The 15,637-nt window shown below is 60.2% G+C and carries 14 protein-coding genes; 12 read left to right on the top strand and 2 right to left on the bottom strand.

Features of this window, described 5'->3' with window-relative positions:
• Positions 1–210: 210 nt before the first annotated feature.
• The gene (locus QZ648_RS05445; RefSeq protein WP_169067723.1) at positions 211–984 is read right to left on the bottom strand and encodes a hypothetical protein; all 774 of its coding nucleotides are present in this window, start codon (positions 982–984) and stop codon (positions 211–213) included.
• A 463-nt stretch (positions 985–1,447) separates the two neighbouring features.
• Complete coding sequence (locus QZ648_RS05440; RefSeq protein WP_169067790.1) at positions 1,448–4,384, bottom strand: alpha-amylase family glycosyl hydrolase; 2,937 nt, start codon at positions 4,382–4,384, stop codon at positions 1,448–1,450.
• A gap of 467 nt (positions 4,385–4,851) precedes the next feature.
• Between QZ648_RS05440 and QZ648_RS05435 the strand changes: the two genes are divergently transcribed.
• From QZ648_RS05435 to QZ648_RS05380, 12 genes are all read left to right on the top strand, one after another.
• The gene (locus QZ648_RS05435) at positions 4,852–6,105 is read left to right on the top strand and encodes a hypothetical protein (protein WP_169067789.1); all 1,254 of its coding nucleotides are present in this window, start codon (positions 4,852–4,854) and stop codon (positions 6,103–6,105) included.
• A 10-nt stretch (positions 6,106–6,115) separates the two neighbouring features.
• The gene (locus QZ648_RS05430; RefSeq protein ID WP_169067788.1) at positions 6,116–6,925 is read left to right on the top strand and encodes a mechanosensitive ion channel domain-containing protein; all 810 of its coding nucleotides are present in this window, start codon (positions 6,116–6,118) and stop codon (positions 6,923–6,925) included.
• Complete coding sequence (locus QZ648_RS05425) at positions 6,906–7,436, top strand: hypothetical protein (protein ID WP_211203812.1); 531 nt, start codon at positions 6,906–6,908, stop codon at positions 7,434–7,436. The genes QZ648_RS05430 and QZ648_RS05425 overlap by 20 nt, the downstream gene beginning before the upstream one ends.
• 502 nt (positions 7,437–7,938) lie before the next feature.
• Complete coding sequence (locus tag QZ648_RS05420; RefSeq protein ID WP_291996347.1) at positions 7,939–9,279, top strand: integrase family protein; 1,341 nt, start codon at positions 7,939–7,941, stop codon at positions 9,277–9,279.
• On the top strand, positions 9,280–9,504 hold the full coding sequence (locus tag QZ648_RS05415) for a type II toxin-antitoxin system RelE/ParE family toxin (RefSeq protein ID WP_366144075.1): 225 nt from the start codon (positions 9,280–9,282) through the stop codon (positions 9,502–9,504).
• 82 nt (positions 9,505–9,586) lie between these two features.
• Complete coding sequence (locus QZ648_RS05410; protein WP_291996346.1) at positions 9,587–9,871, top strand: HigA family addiction module antitoxin; 285 nt, start codon at positions 9,587–9,589, stop codon at positions 9,869–9,871.
• 154 nt (positions 9,872–10,025) lie between these two features.
• A complete protein-coding gene (locus QZ648_RS05405) occupies positions 10,026–11,360 on the top strand; it encodes a hypothetical protein (RefSeq protein ID WP_291996345.1) in 1,335 nt (444 codons plus the stop codon).
• Between the two features lie 154 nt (positions 11,361–11,514).
• Entirely contained in the window at positions 11,515–11,826 is a 312-nt protein-coding gene (locus QZ648_RS05400; RefSeq protein ID WP_291996344.1) for a hypothetical protein, read from the top strand.
• The gene (locus QZ648_RS05395; protein ID WP_291996343.1) at positions 11,823–12,317 is read left to right on the top strand and encodes a DNA primase; all 495 of its coding nucleotides are present in this window, start codon (positions 11,823–11,825) and stop codon (positions 12,315–12,317) included. The genes QZ648_RS05400 and QZ648_RS05395 overlap by 4 nt, the downstream gene beginning before the upstream one ends.
• Before the next feature lie 115 nt (positions 12,318–12,432).
• The gene (locus tag QZ648_RS05390) at positions 12,433–14,265 is read left to right on the top strand and encodes a DUF3987 domain-containing protein (protein ID WP_291996342.1); all 1,833 of its coding nucleotides are present in this window, start codon (positions 12,433–12,435) and stop codon (positions 14,263–14,265) included.
• Entirely contained in the window at positions 14,262–14,945 is a 684-nt protein-coding gene (locus QZ648_RS05385) for a hypothetical protein (RefSeq protein WP_291996341.1), read from the top strand. Before QZ648_RS05390 ends, QZ648_RS05385 begins: the two co-directional genes overlap by 4 nt.
• Positions 14,946–15,390: 445 nt before the next feature.
• Positions 15,391–15,552, top strand: a complete 162-nt coding sequence (locus tag QZ648_RS05380) for a hypothetical protein (RefSeq protein ID WP_291996340.1) — start codon at positions 15,391–15,393, stop codon at positions 15,550–15,552.
• Positions 15,553–15,637 lie beyond the last annotated feature (85 nt).

The raw sequence follows: 15,637 nt of genomic DNA, 5'->3' as shown, positions 1-15,637 counted from the left end.
CTATAAGCAATTCCTATTCCTGAGTGTGTACGAAATCGCACACTCTTGTTTAATCGACAGTTAATTGAATCGCGCAGACATCCCCGCGCAGCAGATGTAAGAAACTCCGACAAATCGCGGGCGCTTGGCCAAGCCTCGACGGCAGATGACACAGCGGCCGAAGTGCCTGCAATGACTTGCGCGGTACCTCAACTTGCCGCCTGCCCCCGCTTACTGCGAGCGCTTTCCGGCTCCCTTGAACAGGCAGCCGAGCAGCAATGCAAGCAGTGCCAAGGAAAGAGCGGTGACCAGCAGGAACACCAGCACGGCGAGCGGAGCGGCGAGCAGCCAGGGCAGCGCCGTATCATGGTTGTTGGCACTCGAGAAAACACGCTCAAAAGTGAGCGCTGCCGCCTGGTAGCCGAGTGGCAGCGCGCAGACGGCAGCGACCACCCCTTGCAGCAGCGGGCGAGCAAGTTCAGGCGCCGCTTCACCAGTAGGCCCATGCTTGCGAGCCGCACGCCACGCGCGCACGAGGAGCAGGCACAGAGCGGCAAGCAGAAGGCCGCCTAACGCCAGCAGCAGCGGCAAGAGCCAGCGCTCGGCCCGCCCGACCCACGCCAGATCGCGAACCGGGGCCGGCGACGCGGCGGCGCCAGTTGGTGTTGGCGCTGCTGCCACGACGGTGGGCGCCGCAGCCGCTTGCGCTGCAGGCATGCGCGCCGGGGACGGCTGTCGGCTGCGGGTTTCGGTCCGCCCAGCTTCGTCGCAACGCTCGCTACCCGGCGGCCGGAACGTCCGCGCCGGCGGCGGGCAAGCTCCGTCAACCATGAACTGCACACCGTTCAGCTCGCAGATCGCCGCGTTGCGCAGGCGGCATTCCTGCTCGGGAGTCGGCACGTCGGCACGGCAAACGCCGACAGCCAGCCAGGACAAGACGACCGCCAGCGAGAAGCTGGCAAGCGGCACGGCGGGACAATCGGCATGGACCTTCATCGGCTTCACTTGGCAAGTCTCAGTAGTGTCCACCTTCCGCGCCGAGAAATGACGAAATGGACTGAGCCTACATCACTTCATCATCAAGCGAAACGCAGGCCAGGCCTTTCCCGTGCCTTGGGAAAAAGTCAAAGCCAGCCCCCGTCGGGTGACCCCGTCGTGGAGGTCTTGGCTTAATGTGAAAGTCGCGCAAGCGACTCACGAAACTCCCTTCTCCCCTCGCGGGAGAAGGGGCAGGGGAAGAGGGAAACGGTCATGACTTTCATGATTTGGGGTGTCTCCACGTGTCATGACCGTTAATGTGAAAGTCGCGCAAGCGACTCACGAATCTCCCTTTTCCCCTCGCGGGAGAAGGGTCGGGGAAGAGGGGAAAACGGTCATGACTTTCATGATCTGTGGTGTCTCGATTGTCATGACCGTTAGCTATCCTTCGTCGGAAACTCAACCTTTGGTCGACCTTGCCCACATCACTTCAGGTCTTCTGCAAGATCACTGCACCGTAAGCCGGAATATTCAGGGCGTGTCCACCATGCAGGCGAGCGTCGCGACCGCCGTTGCTGTGCTCGCCCTCGTGTTCTTCATGAATCGCGAATGCTGGCCAAGTCGAATTCCAAAGTTCACGATACTGTCCCCAAGGCAGATTGAGTTCAGCGAGTTTCCTGTGGCCTGACCAAGCGCCGAAGTTAAGCAAGACAAAGTAGTCCCCATTATCTCCGCGCGTAAAGGCCAACAGCTGTTCTTCCGTAAAGCAGACGTCGATGCGGGATGGCCCTTGAATGCACTGATCTTTACGCAGGCAGCCAAGCTCTCGCCACCAAGCGCGGATGCGGCCGCGGTCGGCGTTGGCAAGGTATTCCTCGATATCCAGCTTTTCATCGCTACCGAAGCTGAACTGCTTGTCTTCACCCGATTCCGCTCCCATGAAATACAGCGGTATGCCACGCGAAAGGAGCGTCGCTGCCGCCGCGACTTTCGACATCCGCCAGCCTTGTCCATAACCCGCCACGCGCGCCACTCGATCGGGCACATTGCCAACCTCGTCATGGCTCTCTGGATAATTGACGATCTTATACCAGCGGTCACACTGAGTATGGGTAAGCCTCATTGCGTCTGCTAGACGGGACATGCCGAACTGCCGGCGACAAGCGTCAATCAAGCGATCATGAAAATCATCGCCCCACTGTGAGTCCATCGGCCCGCCGTAGTTCGTCATGCTCCACTCGTTTGGCAAATGCTCGGCCATCAGGATACAGTTGCCGCCGACTTGCGTGCGCACGGCATGCCGGAGTCCGTGCAGAAATTCCCAACCGCCGCCGGAACCCAACTTCCGCACCGACCCGCTCCAGCCATCCCAAGCGGCAGAGTGCACAATCGTCGCGGTATGATCCAGCCGGAAGGCATCGACGCGAAACTCGTTGGCTAGATATACCAGGTTTTGAGCAAAGAAATGAAGACACTGCGGATGGTCGAAGTTGACCAGCGCGCCCCACTGCGTGTCACCGTCAAAGAAGCTGTCTCGCGCCACGGCCCACAAAATGTTGTCGCCGCCGGCATGGTTGAACACGACGTCGAGCACCACCGCCAAGCCATGTTCGTGCGCTGTACGGACTAAGTGTTTAAGATCGTCGGGACCATTGGCTCCGCAATAACCGTTCTCCACGGCATAAAAATAGGCTGGATCGTAACCCCAGGAATTCGAGCTACTCACTTCGTTGACGGGCAGCAGCTGAATCGCCGTCACACCCAGTTCCTTGAAATAGGCGGCGTTGTCTGCGATTTCCTGAGCAACGCGACGCAACGGTGCTTCCTGTTGAAAGCGATTGGTGAAGCGGCTCGGGTGCAGCTGATAAATGACGTAATGATCGAGATTGGGTCGCTCCCAAGACTGGCTTCCCCAATCGAAACGTGCGTGATTCACCAGCCGTGACGCCGCATCGATGCGGGAAGTTTCCACCCAATTCGCCGCCGGGTCTTGCCTGCGATCGCCCTGGTTAAACAGGAACTGGTACTTGACGCCGTGGTAATCGCTTTGTCCGCAGGCCAGGCCGGAAAGCAGATCCGCAATCTTAACGCTGCCCCACCAGTACGTGCCGTCGCGAGTGATCCGCATTTGAACAGGGTTGGTCGTCCAGTCGGTCCACTCGCCAATCAGGCTGACATCGGCTGCGTGAGGCGTGTGCACTACAAAGCGCATTTCGTCCCCTTCGGCGTAGGCGCCGGGACGGCGGATCCGAAATGGCGGATCCCTTACAAGATCGGTCGGCGGCTTGGCGGAAAGCAGCGGTGGACGGTCGAGTACGACATATCGGTGTACCGGTGAACCAACGCCATGTACTTGGATCGCATGCCGAAAACGCTCCCAGTTACCTTGAGTATCATGGAACTTGAACGACGTGGTCACTTCAGGATAGACCTGTAGCGAGACATCGCCGCTGGCAGTGACGGGGACATTGACGGCGAGCGGCCCGCGCGCCCGATTGACCCACACATGAGCCAGCGGCGAACCCTGCAATGTGCTCAAGTCCGAGTTCGCAATCGAAAGGTCGAGTTGCACATTGGCTTTGGGAGCGGACGAAAACAAGGTCTTGTCCCCTTCGAGCGTCCAGTATTCTTTGTCGTCTGTGATGGTGATGTGCTCACGCCTGGCTTCGTCGTGTTCCCACTCGTCAGCGATACCGGGGTTGTGAATCTGGCAGCTGTACGGCAGTTGCGTGAAAATCTGGCTGGTAAACGTGGTCCAGCCATTCGCATCGACGCCATCGACCTCGGTGACGTAATCGCCGTTCTCGGCCCACAGGTGCAGCTTCGCAGGAGCGTTGAACTCCTGACGACAATGCAGTGTCAGCGTGCAGCTCTTTGGCACCAGCTGTGCGATTGCCGGGGTACCGCTATGCGTCCAGATCTCGGTGCCGTCGTCCGCGACCCACCACCGGTTGGCAGCATCCGGCTCGAAGTCAACGAACTGTCCATCATTTGCGCGGATGAACTTGAAGTTGAAAAAGGAGCTTTCGTGAGGCGCCAAGTTCAAATCAAAGTACGGTCCCAAGGAATCGAGTCCCGATTGGGAGATGCGTCGGCTGACACCCTGGACTGAATCCCAAAGGTACATTTCGCCAGGTCGATACCTGGACTGGGATATCAAGTGCACCCGCAGGCTGGACTCAGTCTTACCCCGGGGATCTTTCGTGACCACCCGCGACGCTTCGGACACGAACCAAACGGCGGGGTGAAAGCCTCCCGAGTGCAACTGTGGAAGTACCCGCTGAAACACGTCGCTCTCGAAATCTTCAGGCGAGCCGCGATCGTCGAAGGAGAACAGCATGAATCGAACGGGATTGCCGATCGATGTTTCGAGATCGCACTGGAACTCTACCCATCCCGGCCCTGCAGGTGCGACGACCGGATACAAGAAAAACCTGGTGGAGGTCCCGACCCGCCAAACGTGCAACCCAGGCCGCCGGCGCTGCGTATAGACAAAGAAACTCTGCATAATCGCCCCCTTCACGCGTTTGATTGGCGTCGCAACTGCGCTTCTTCGCAGGAGCGGTCAGGCAGATGCCCCCGCTCAGAGCAGAAAGTGCAATTCGACAGGAGAATTCTACCCCCCAAGTGGAGCCATTGGCCCTGCATCACAGCGGGTATTTTCGGCTCACATGGTCGCCAGGCGAACTGGCCCGCGCCCAGCCCGCAAGGAGCCGGACGTGAGAGTTTCCCCTCATCCGACGCGAGCAGTTCAAAGGGCAGCATCAATTGCCGACCCGGACTCGCACTTTCCCGGCTCAGGTCTTTCCCCGTACCTTGGGCAAATGTTAAGACCTGCCCCCGTCGTGCCAAAGGGGTCTCGCGGTGGCGAGTCCATTCGCGTACCATCGCTGCATGAGCATGGAACAAAACCCACCCTTGCACGAGCCGGATCGCGAATCGCCGCCGATGCTGTGGGAGTTTGTCAAGCTCGCCGACTATCGTGTTCCCAGCCCTGCCCGCGCGAGCGCGGCGCTGGAAAAATGGACATCACTGAGACAGCTTTTCCGGCGCGACGAAGTCGACCAACGGGACGAACAGGCGCCGGTCAAGTCCGAGGACGAATTGCGCCTCTTGTCGCAGTCGCGCTTGCACGATCTGGCACGGCCGATCGACTGGCGCGGCGCGGCGGCAGCGCTGGACGCGGCACTGGCCGATTGGCTGCAGGCCAGCAATGCGGACACGGCGGTCAAGTTCGTCATCGGGCAGCCGCATTGCGGCCACCCGGAAATCCTTGCGCATTGGGCCGCCAGCCACGACGCGCTCCGGATCGAGGCGCCCAGCAGCGAGCAGATTCTCGGCGACGACGGTCGCTGGCTGGAAGCCTGGCCAGCGACCGATCGCCTGTGGGTACTGGCGAATCTGGAACATTGCTATCTGCGTCACGCCAACGGCCTGGGACTCGTTCGGCGCCTCCTTGAACGGGCGGCGAGTGGTGCTCTGGGACGCGGCGTGATTGCTTGTGACAGTTGGGCCTGGGCATATTTGCAGGAAGTCTGGCCGCTCCCGCAGCCGGGCGCGCTGACCCTGCAGGCTTTCGATGGGCAGCGCCTGTCGCACTTTCTCGCCGAGTTGATGCCGTGCCCGGTGCGTGATCGCCTGCGCTTCTGTAACGCCAGGACGGGCAACGAAGTACACCTGGAACTCGGCGAAAACAACACTGCGCTCAGCCCGGAAGTCAATCAGCTTGCCGTTTACAGCCGCGGCAATATCGGCTGTGCCTGGAACTCCTGGCGGGCGTCACTAAGGGCAACGCCGGATCAGGGCGAGGACGGCACGGAACAGGCCGGCGAGACCCAAGCTGGCGCGGATCGGGGCGCCGAAATTGTCTGGGTGTCCGCTGTCCGCCAAGAACCCGTCCTGCCGGCCGAAAAAGGCGAAGGCCTGGCTTTCATCCTGCACGCGCTGCTGTTGCACAACGGCTTGCCGGCAACACTACTGCCCGAGTTGCTGCCACAACCCGAGCACCGCATCGCGTCCAGCGTGCTGCAGTTGCAGACCCAGGGCGTCATCGCCCTGGCCGATGGTCGCTGGCAGATCAGCGCATCGGCCTACGCCGTGGTGCGCGAATTCTTGCGGCGGCGCGGTTTTCTGCGGGATAACTTCTGAGGTCTCGAACATGGAAGTGCCACCACTGCAACAACTCTTCAAAGACCTCGGTACCGGTACGCTGCTGGAATTACTGCTGATCGTTGTTCTCACGACGACGCTGATCGTCAGCGTGCAGAGACTGCTGCCATGGCTTGCCGAGCAAATGCATGGAAAGCACCGTCTCTACTTGCTGGCCATCGTGCCGCTGCTACGGCTCGGCATCCTGGTGGTCGCTTTCCTGTGGATCGTGCCGCTGATCGTCAAGCCTTCGCTGCAGAACATGGTGGCCCTGTTCGGCACCATCGGACTGGCGCTCGGTTTCGCGATGAAGGACTACGCCAGCAGCCTGATCGCCGGCATCGTCGCCGTTGGCGAAATGCCCTATCGCAACGGCGACTGGATCGAAGTCAACGGAATCTACGGCGAGGTGACGCATATCGGCATGCGTACGGTGCAGATCGTCACCGCCGACGATACCCTGGTCAGCATCCCCCACCTGCGCCTCTGGAGCGATCCGATTTTCAATGCCAACTGCGGTCGCCCGCAGCTCCAGTGTGCTGCCGATTTCTATCTCCATCCCGCGCACGACGCGGCGGCGGCCAAAGCGGTACTTCAGGACGTCGCGCTGACCAGCCCCTATCCCTATTTCGACGACCCGATCATGGTCGTCGTGCACGAGAAACCCTGGGGCACCCACTACCGCTTGAAGGCTTATCCGATCGATGCGCGCCAGCAGTTTCGCTTCATCAGCGACCTCACCGTTCGCGGCAAAGCGGCCCTGCTGCGACACGGTGTCAGCTTCGCCACAGCCCCGGCGCTTGCCGACAAGCAGGCCTGACTTTCACTCACTGCTTGCCCGGACGGTTGCACGCGTTTGGCAGACACGTTCCGCCGACGCCTACGCAATTCACACCCATCACATCGACCTCGGGTTCGAGCCGAACCGTCTCCAACTCGTCACCCGCCTCAAGCAGGACATCTACGTGCCGGCCATCAAGGCCGAAATCGCTGCCGTCGAAACCACGCCGTCGCTGGCTGAACAACTCGCTGCACGGCCGTTCAGGGGCCTTCCGAAGTACGGATCGTACGTTGCCCGCTGCGCATTCATTCATACCCTGGCGTTCAAAGACATCTTGCGCGGACTCAACGCCGAGGAACTTCGCTACGCCATCCTGAGTCCGGGAACAGATGTCGCATTCATTGACGACGCACGCAAACGCTTCGCAACCGACTCGGCGTATCTCGACGACAAGCCGGGTGCCCCGCTTCGCTTTCTGGCCGAGGCCAATCTCACCCAGATCGTCCGGCGCCAAGAAACCAACACCGACCGCGACGAGGCGCGCACATGACGACGCCGTTAATGCTGCTCTGCTGAAGCAGGCCGAGCAGGCAGCGGCGGCGGGCGTGGAAATCGACGTGCGGCGCTTTGCGGTGGCGGTGCTTGGTTGCCATTACCGAGGCATTGGCGGCCAGCGCCCAGGATTGGGCGAAGGCTCAGCCGGCGACCGGCGGGATTTGCCGATCGGAAGTGCAAGACATGCTGCAAATCCAAGAAAAACCGGCGAGTGCTGGCCCGGTGATAGCCCAACAAAAAGCCCGACCTTGCAAGTCGGGCTAAATGTCTGATTTACTGGTGCCGCTGGGCGGAATCGAACTGCCGACCTTCGCATTACGAATGCGGAAAATACGGGGTTTTGAAGCATAGACAACAAACGCAAAATACGTTTAACTAATTGAACTTACGCAGTTTGTCTTCTATGCACAGGAATTGCACGATAGACATGAAACGACTAGAATCCTTTTTATTCGTTCCCCAGTCGTTCCCCGAGTTTTCCAAGGAGACCTTCGGATATGCCCCGCAAACACTTGTCACCGACCAGCATTGCAGCCTTCAAGCCGGCGACCGAAAGCTTCCTTTGGGACGATGTCGCACCGCGACTGGCAGTTCGTGCCCGGCCCTCTGGTGCGAAGACGTTCATCTTCAAAGGCACCTTGAACTACCGCGACATCCGCGTCACCATTGGCAGCGTCGAATCGTGCCCGATCGCTAAGGCCCGCGAGGAGGCGAACCGATTTCAGCGGATGATTGATGAGGGACTAGATCCGCGCGCAGTGCTGAAACAGGAAGAGGCCGACCGCGCCGCCGAACTCAGCCGGCGAGAGGCCGAAGCCGAAGCAAAGCGGATCGAGTCGGAGCGCTTCGCTGCGCCGGCAACGGAAGCGTGGCAAGCGTATCTGGTCGCGCGCGCCGCCCGCTGGAGTCCGCGCAGTCTGCTGGACCATCAAAGACTGTCTGACGCTGGCGGGATACCCAAGACGCGAGGCGGAAAACCTGGTGAAGGCGACACGACGCAAGCCGGCATCCTCCTGCCGCTGCTGGCGCTTCCTCTGGAACAGATCGACGCCGACCGGGTTCGTGTCTGGCTGCAGGGTGAAGCCACGCGCCGCCCGACCCAGGCCAATAACGCCTTCGTTCGCCTGCGCGCCTTCCTGAACTGGTGCTCAGATCGCCCCGAGTACCGCGGCCAAGCACACGCCGACGCCTGCATTACCCGCACGGCCCGCGACGAACTACCGAAGAAGATCGCCAAGGACGATTGCTTGCAACGCGAGCAGTTGCTGGCGTGGTTCGCAGCCGTTCACCAGATTCAGAATCCCGTCATCGCTGCCTATCTGCAAACTGCGCTGCTGACTGGCGCCCGCCGGGAAGAGGTCGCTGGCATCCGCTGGGAAGACCTCGACTTTCGGTGGAAGGCCATCACCATCAAGGACAAGGTCGACGGCGAGCGCACTATTCCGCTGACGCCCTACGTTGCTTCCTTGCTGTCCGCCCTGCCGCGTCGTAACGAGTGGGTATTCAGCAGCCCGACCGCGGCATCTGGCAGGCTTCAGGAGCCGCGCATCATGCACAACAAGGCCCTGATCGCTGCCGGCCTGCCTGCGCTGTCTATCCACGGCCTGCGTCGTTCCTTTGGCACTCTGGCGGAATGGGTGGAGTGCCCTGCCGGAGTTTCGGCGCAGATCATGGGCCACAAGCCGAGCGCGACCGCCGAGAAGCATTATCGAGTTCGTCCTCTCGATCTGCTGCGCATGTGGCACACCAAGATTGAAGGCTGGATTCTCAACGAGGCAAGTATCGAGCAGCCTGCCGAGTCCGACGCGCGCCTGAGAGTCGTGAGCAGTGGATTGTAAATCGCAGATATACAGCCTACGATTGTCTCGTTCCGACACAAGGGGCTTGAAGCCTTCTTTTGCTCTGGCACGCAAGCCGGAATCCAGCCGATTCACGCCAAGCGCCTGCGGGAAATGCTGACTGCCCTGCATGCCGCCGCCAGCCGCGACGACTTGGCCCGTCCATCCTGGCGGCTGCATGGATTGTTCGGCGATCGCGTGGGCTTTCTTGCCATGACGGTATAGGCGAACTGGCGGCTGGTCTTCCGGTTTGACGAAACGAGCGTGGAACTACTTGGCCACATCGACTATCACTGAGGCCCGATTCATGGACATGCACGACCCTGCGCCACCCGACGAGTTGCTTGCCGGCTGGCTGGAAGACCTCAACATAAGCGTGACCGCGTTTGCTGCCCACGTGGGCATCAGCCGCGTCATGCTGTCGCGCATCCTGCACGGACACGCCGCCGTCACCGCCGACATGGACCTGCGCTTGCATGAAGCCCTGGGCACCTCACCTGGGTACTGGCTGCGCCTGCAAGCTCAGCGCGACTTGTGGACCGCTGGCGAGCGCGCCAAGGGACGGGCGCCGGTGGCACGAATCGCCGCCTGACCGAGTGTAACCGCCGCTGGCCTGCGCCTAGCAGTGGCCCGAAGGAATGAACATCCGGCGGCCTGACCGACTTTTGCCACGCCTATCCACACGGAGAGAAAACCGGGACACCTTCCCATGACTGGCGCGGCACACCCCTTGAAGGAGCGCCAGCATGAATGTCGTAGTTCTCATCAATGGTCGCGAGGCTATTCCAGTGCGCGCCATTCCTTACGTGACCGGTAGGTGGATGTCGCCCGATGTTGTTGCGAAATCACTCGCCTACACTGATTCAATGAACAGATTTGAGGGAATATATGCCTACCAACTGCTGGCGGATGGGGGATATTCTCAAGTTTTGCCTGGAGACTGGGATGTTGTTGACGATCTTTTGCAGGGGCTCGACAGCAGCCTCAATGCTATAAGCGATGACCGCAAGCTGACTCGCCCGGTCTGGCTGACCGAGTCGACAAAGCAACTGCCCGCGGGAGTTTTTCTCTGGCGCGACGAATTCGAGCAGGCATTCCACCGAAGCTACTCTCCGCCGCGCTTTAGCTTGCTTGATGAGCGCCCCGGCGACCTAACGTTGCGATTTTCGCCGCTAATTTCCCCGCCAGAAATGCGAGGCGTGGTCATGGAGGGGTTTGAGGATTCGGCGGACGATCTGCTGGTGGACAAGATACGAAATGACCAACCGAGGCTGCTATTGAGTGCCGGGGAAGATGCAGCGACAGATCGATTTGCGCAACGCCATATTGAAGGCGGCTTCAACAAGGTTACGAGAGAGAAGGCCGGCGAACGGAACTTTGAGGCGAGAGTTGCCGCCGTCAAGCTGACCGACGCGAGGTGCATTGAGCTTGCACATTCGCATGAACTGCGCATTGCGGACTGGACCTCGCTGACCGGAATAGGTATCGGCGTGCATTGGTCGCATCTCGTCACCACCGAGGGAGTCGCCTTTAGAAATTGGACTGAGCCCGAAATCACGGAAGCGTCTGTCGACCAACAAGTCGATATGCACCGCGATAACGAGGCAATACCCCTGAAATTCCCCTGCACGCCAGTGGATCTCATACAGTTCATCGACGCAGCACCGCCCGGAAGTCATAGCTTCAGCCTACCGGATGTCTTTCGACAGGCGATGACCGAGAGCGAGCAGACGACCGATACCCTCCCGCTGGTATCGGCCGAATCGCAGGGGAAGATCGCGACAGAGGTAACACCTACCGGCATATCCAAAAGGGAGGTTCTCGCTGTCGATTGGCCGCTACATGGACAGTTCAACCAAGAGAGTCTTTCCGCTGCCCTGTCTGACGTGCGCGAATGGCTGAAGCCTGCCCGCACCGCACTAGGCTCGCCTGGCAAGGCGTCTGCACTCTGGAACCCCGCCAAACTTGCGGATTGCCTTGTCAGTAAACGATATGCCAATCAGAAAGCGATAGGCCTATTCCTTGGCCGGCACTTTGCCGAGTGGCTGCCCGAGTGGGAGAGGCTCCAAGAGTATCGGTAAGCCTCCTTCCGGCCTCAATACCGGCACAACGTACCGGCACCAGTACCGGCAAGCACGCCGGAAACCCTTGTCATTGCTGGGATTGAATACCGGCGGTAATGCCTAGAGCAAGTGCCGTAATTTGAACTGGCGACTTCCATAGACGGAGGTTGCCATGAAACAACAAGCACTAATCCCAAACGCAGATTTTGCCCGCTTGCTTGGCGGGAAGCGAGCGAGCCTAAACACGAGCGTTTATCGCCGTGGCGAGTTCTGCGGAATCAAGCCCGTCAAGCTTCCGAATGGCCGCCTGATGTGGCCCGCGGATGAAGTCAATCGCCTACTGGCCGGCGAGATGCCGCCGCCCGCCGAAGTCGGCGATTCTGCCGCACGACTGGCTGCCGGCAAGGCTGCTGCCAAGGCCAGGCGCCTGACCGTCAAATCCGTCGAAGTTCAGACAGTGACCGCTGGCGAGGTGGCTAAATGAAAAGCGCCCCCGACCAAACCACAATCGAGAGCGCCCGCGACAAGGCACATATTATCACGCACTCGGCAGTTGACGTCCTTCTCTCCCGCCTCGACAAAGTGAAGCGTACCGGGCCTGGCACGTGGTCAGCACGCTGTTCTGCTCACGACGACCGGGGACCAAGTCTCGCCGTCCGGGAACTTGATGATGGACGCATTCTGCTTCATTGCTTTGCCGGATGCGATGTGCACGACGTTCTGGCCGCCGTGGATCTGAATGTTTCCGACCTCTTCCCTCCTCGTGCCGTCGATCTCAGGCACAAGCCGGAGCGGCGACCGTTTCCCGCGGCTGACGTGCTGCGTGCCATTGGCTTTGAGGCGCTTGTCGTCGCGGCGGCTGCGGTGGCGATGCTGGCCGGTGAGCCGTTCAACGATATTGACCGTGATCGCCTGATACTGGCCGTATCGAGAATCCAGGCCGCAATGACGGCAGCGGGGGTGAGTCATGGATAGGAGAGAGGCACGCGGAACATCGTTTCTCGACGGCGCGGCAGAATCCATGCGAGGCTCTACAGCGAGAGCAAGAGCACCGGCGGAGGGAACGCATCAGCCAGTCGATCAAGCTGCATTGAGCGACGACGGGCGCAAGCTGGCCCACGCACTGGCGGCCATTCCCCGCAACGTGACGCACGACAAGCACCCGGCAGAGCGTGTTATTGGTTGGGCGCTGCGGCATTCGACTTCCGGGCTTGAAGAGGCCGAAGGCGCGACGCTGTGTGCTGGATGGGACAAGCGGACCGGCGGCGCGTCGCTGACGGTATTCAAGACTTCCGACCCTGAATACTGCGCCACAAAACCAGTGACGATAGCGAGCGTCTTTGATCTGGCCAAGACGCACGGATGGAAGGGAGAGCAAGAATCGACGGATGATTCTGTCGACCCTCATCGCAATGCACCAAAGCCCGACACGACCATGCTGTACGGGTTGATCGGTGACGTTGCACGGGCGGCGGCCCAAACTACCGAGGCAAACCGCTACGCGGTCGCAGCGGCACATATTGCGTTGCTGTCTGCGGGGGTAGGTCGAAACGTCTACCTGCCTGTCGGCAACGTCAAACACCATGCGCGGATCTTCATGCTGCACGTTGGGCGCAGTGGGCGAGGCCGCAAAGGTGAGGCAGTTTCGCTGACGAAGCGTATCAGGTGGGAAATCGAAGAGCATCACAGCGAAGACACCGGAAATCTTGCTGACCCCCTCTGCGGACAGATGCACGACGGTGGTTTGAGTACGCGGGAAGGGCTGGCGCTGCTGATCCACGACGGCTACAGAGTGGGCAAGGAAGACGTTCTACCGATTGAGGATAAACGGTTGTGGGTCATCGAATCTGAGTTTGCCAACGTGCTGCACCAGGCCAAGCGGGACGGGAACACGCTGAGTTCTGCTCTGCGTGATTCGTGGGATGGCGTTAGCATCAGGCCGGCAACAAAGACTTCTCGGCTATGGGCGAGCAATCCGCACATTTCGCTGACGGGCAATATCACGCCATCCGAGTTGCTTGGGCTGATGGAGTCGCGTGAGATGTCCAATGGTTTCGCGAATCGCTTCCTGATCTTCTGGGCAGAGCGCGAGCGCATCGAGCCATTCCCCAAGCCGACACCGAGACCGGTAGTCACTGACCTGGCGGAGCGTACAAAGGCAGTGATTCGCTTCGCGACGGAAGGCTACCCGGAAAACAAGGACAGCAGGCCGATGGAATTATCGGCTGACGCCAGAACGGAATATGCGCGGCTGTATCGCGGCGAGTTGTCGCGACTGGCGGACGGCGAAAAAGTTGCCGCGCTGATCGAGCGCCGCGCGCCGATGCTGCTCCGGCTGGCGATGATTTTCGCGCTGACCGACAAAACGCTGACGATCGATCTGCCCCACATCCACGCGGCGCTGGCCTGGGTGCGCTTTCACCGAGATTCGGTGAGGTTCATTTTCAACGACGCTGCCGGCGAATTGGCCGCGCGAGAATCTTCGGACGGCGCTGCAAAGATTCTCGACTACCTGAAGCAGAACGGCCAGACCACGCGCTCCGATCTGTCGAAAAAATGCTTCTCAGGGCACTTGTCGGCCAGTCGGATAGATGAGGCGCTAGACAGCCTTCTGATGAACACCCCGCCAACCATTGAGGTGCTGGAGGGCGAAAAGGACGAGAAAAACGGCAAGCGGCCGAAATTCTATCGCTGCTGCGAAACTGGCGAATCTGGCGAAGTTGCCCATTCGGCAAGGAATCGGCCAAGTCCGCGAAGTTGCGAAACTGGCGAAGTTGGAATTGCTGCGAAGAATCCAACTTCGCCAACTTCGCAAGCGTGCGAATCTGCCGGAAAGCCCGCAGATAGGCCAAGTTCGCCACTTTCGCCAAGTTCGCGTCCTGCGATGGAAACGCCGGTTGATCAGGTGGAAGTAGAGATATGACCGCGGCGGCAATCCTCAGAGAGTTGGCGGCCGCGGGAGTAACTCTCTCTCTGTCGGCCGCCGGAATGATCAAGGCGACGGGCGAAAAGGCCGCGGTGGGTCTTTGGCTGGCGACGATCAAAGAGAACAAGGTCGACATCATTACGCTACTGTCGGAAGCAGCCAGCAGGAAGCCCTGCCAGGCGGCGTCACGCTGGCTGCTATTTTTCTCCGACCGCAAGCCACTGACGGTGGTTTTCTCGCCCCCTGTGACTCATGGCAAGGTGCTCGCCAGCTACCCCAGTGCGCTAGCGCCTGAACCGATCGAAGCTGGCCGACGACATCCCGCAACGATGCTGACTGGCAAGCAGGAAGCTATGGTCGTCGGCTGGCTGACACAGGTCGGCGAATTCGACGAAGGCATTGTCGGCGAGGTACTCGCGCAGTGTCGGCACGATGAGGATGCGCGGCAATACTTTCTTGGCCGGGCCCGCGAGTGCACCACCCGCGATGATCTTGATGACCGGAGGCGCTGTACCGAGTGTGGCAATCTGCGGTCTGGCACCTGCGTCGTCGCCAAGCCGGGCGGTATCGTCTTGGCGAACAGCGGGTACAGGCCGTCGCTGGTGGAAATCCCGCAACGATGCGCGGGCTTTTCACCGAATGCCAGTGACACCGATCAACGGCAGGGCCGGGACTGACCAATCACACGAGAGGGAGAAATAACGACGAAGCGCAAGCAAGAAACGTTCATTCACGGTCCAGCCGCGCGTCGGCGCACCGACAGCGATTACATGAGCGTGCTGCTTCATACCGTGAGTCTGGACGATTGGCGGGACGTGGTAACGGCGGACTGCAAGCGGCGAAGGGCGGCGACCCGGCGACGCTGGCATCTTCGCCTGTCGTCACTGGAGAACTGACGCCGACGCGCCGTGGCTGCCACCTCCAGGTCGAGCGGCGCGCTGCAGGAAACGCTCTACTTCGGCCGTGATCAGTCTTTGTTGCTGAAGAGTAGAAGGCTCAGAGCGCAAATCGGGATCGGTGGTACGGAGCAATCCTGCGGTGCTGTATCCCGGGGCGTTAGTCCTCGCTAGAATGCTGAGATGTCGAAGCAGATTCCTCCTCCAACCGCTGATCGAGTCTTGCTTGGCCGACTCAAAACTCACGGTAGAACGCGCTGCCATCATTGCTGCGTTCTGCGCATGGACGATGGAGAACGTGTTTGACAACCCCGATGTGGTCAAATTGGCGGAGGTAGTTGCCAGCGGGTTGAAGCGCGTCAAGATGGCTTTGTCTTCTGTCCCATGAAAGCTTTGAGCAATCGCCAGCGACCTTCGCCCGCAATTCACACGACTGCGCTGATATACAACAACGAAGGCGAGCACGCAGATGC

It is taken from the genome of Candidatus Accumulibacter sp. ACC012, assembly GCF_907163155.1.
GTDB classification, from domain to species: Bacteria; Pseudomonadota; Gammaproteobacteria; order Burkholderiales; family Rhodocyclaceae; genus Accumulibacter; species Accumulibacter delftensis.
Note: the sequence above shows the minus strand (reverse complement) of the source record. Positions and strands in the feature narration are given on the sequence as shown.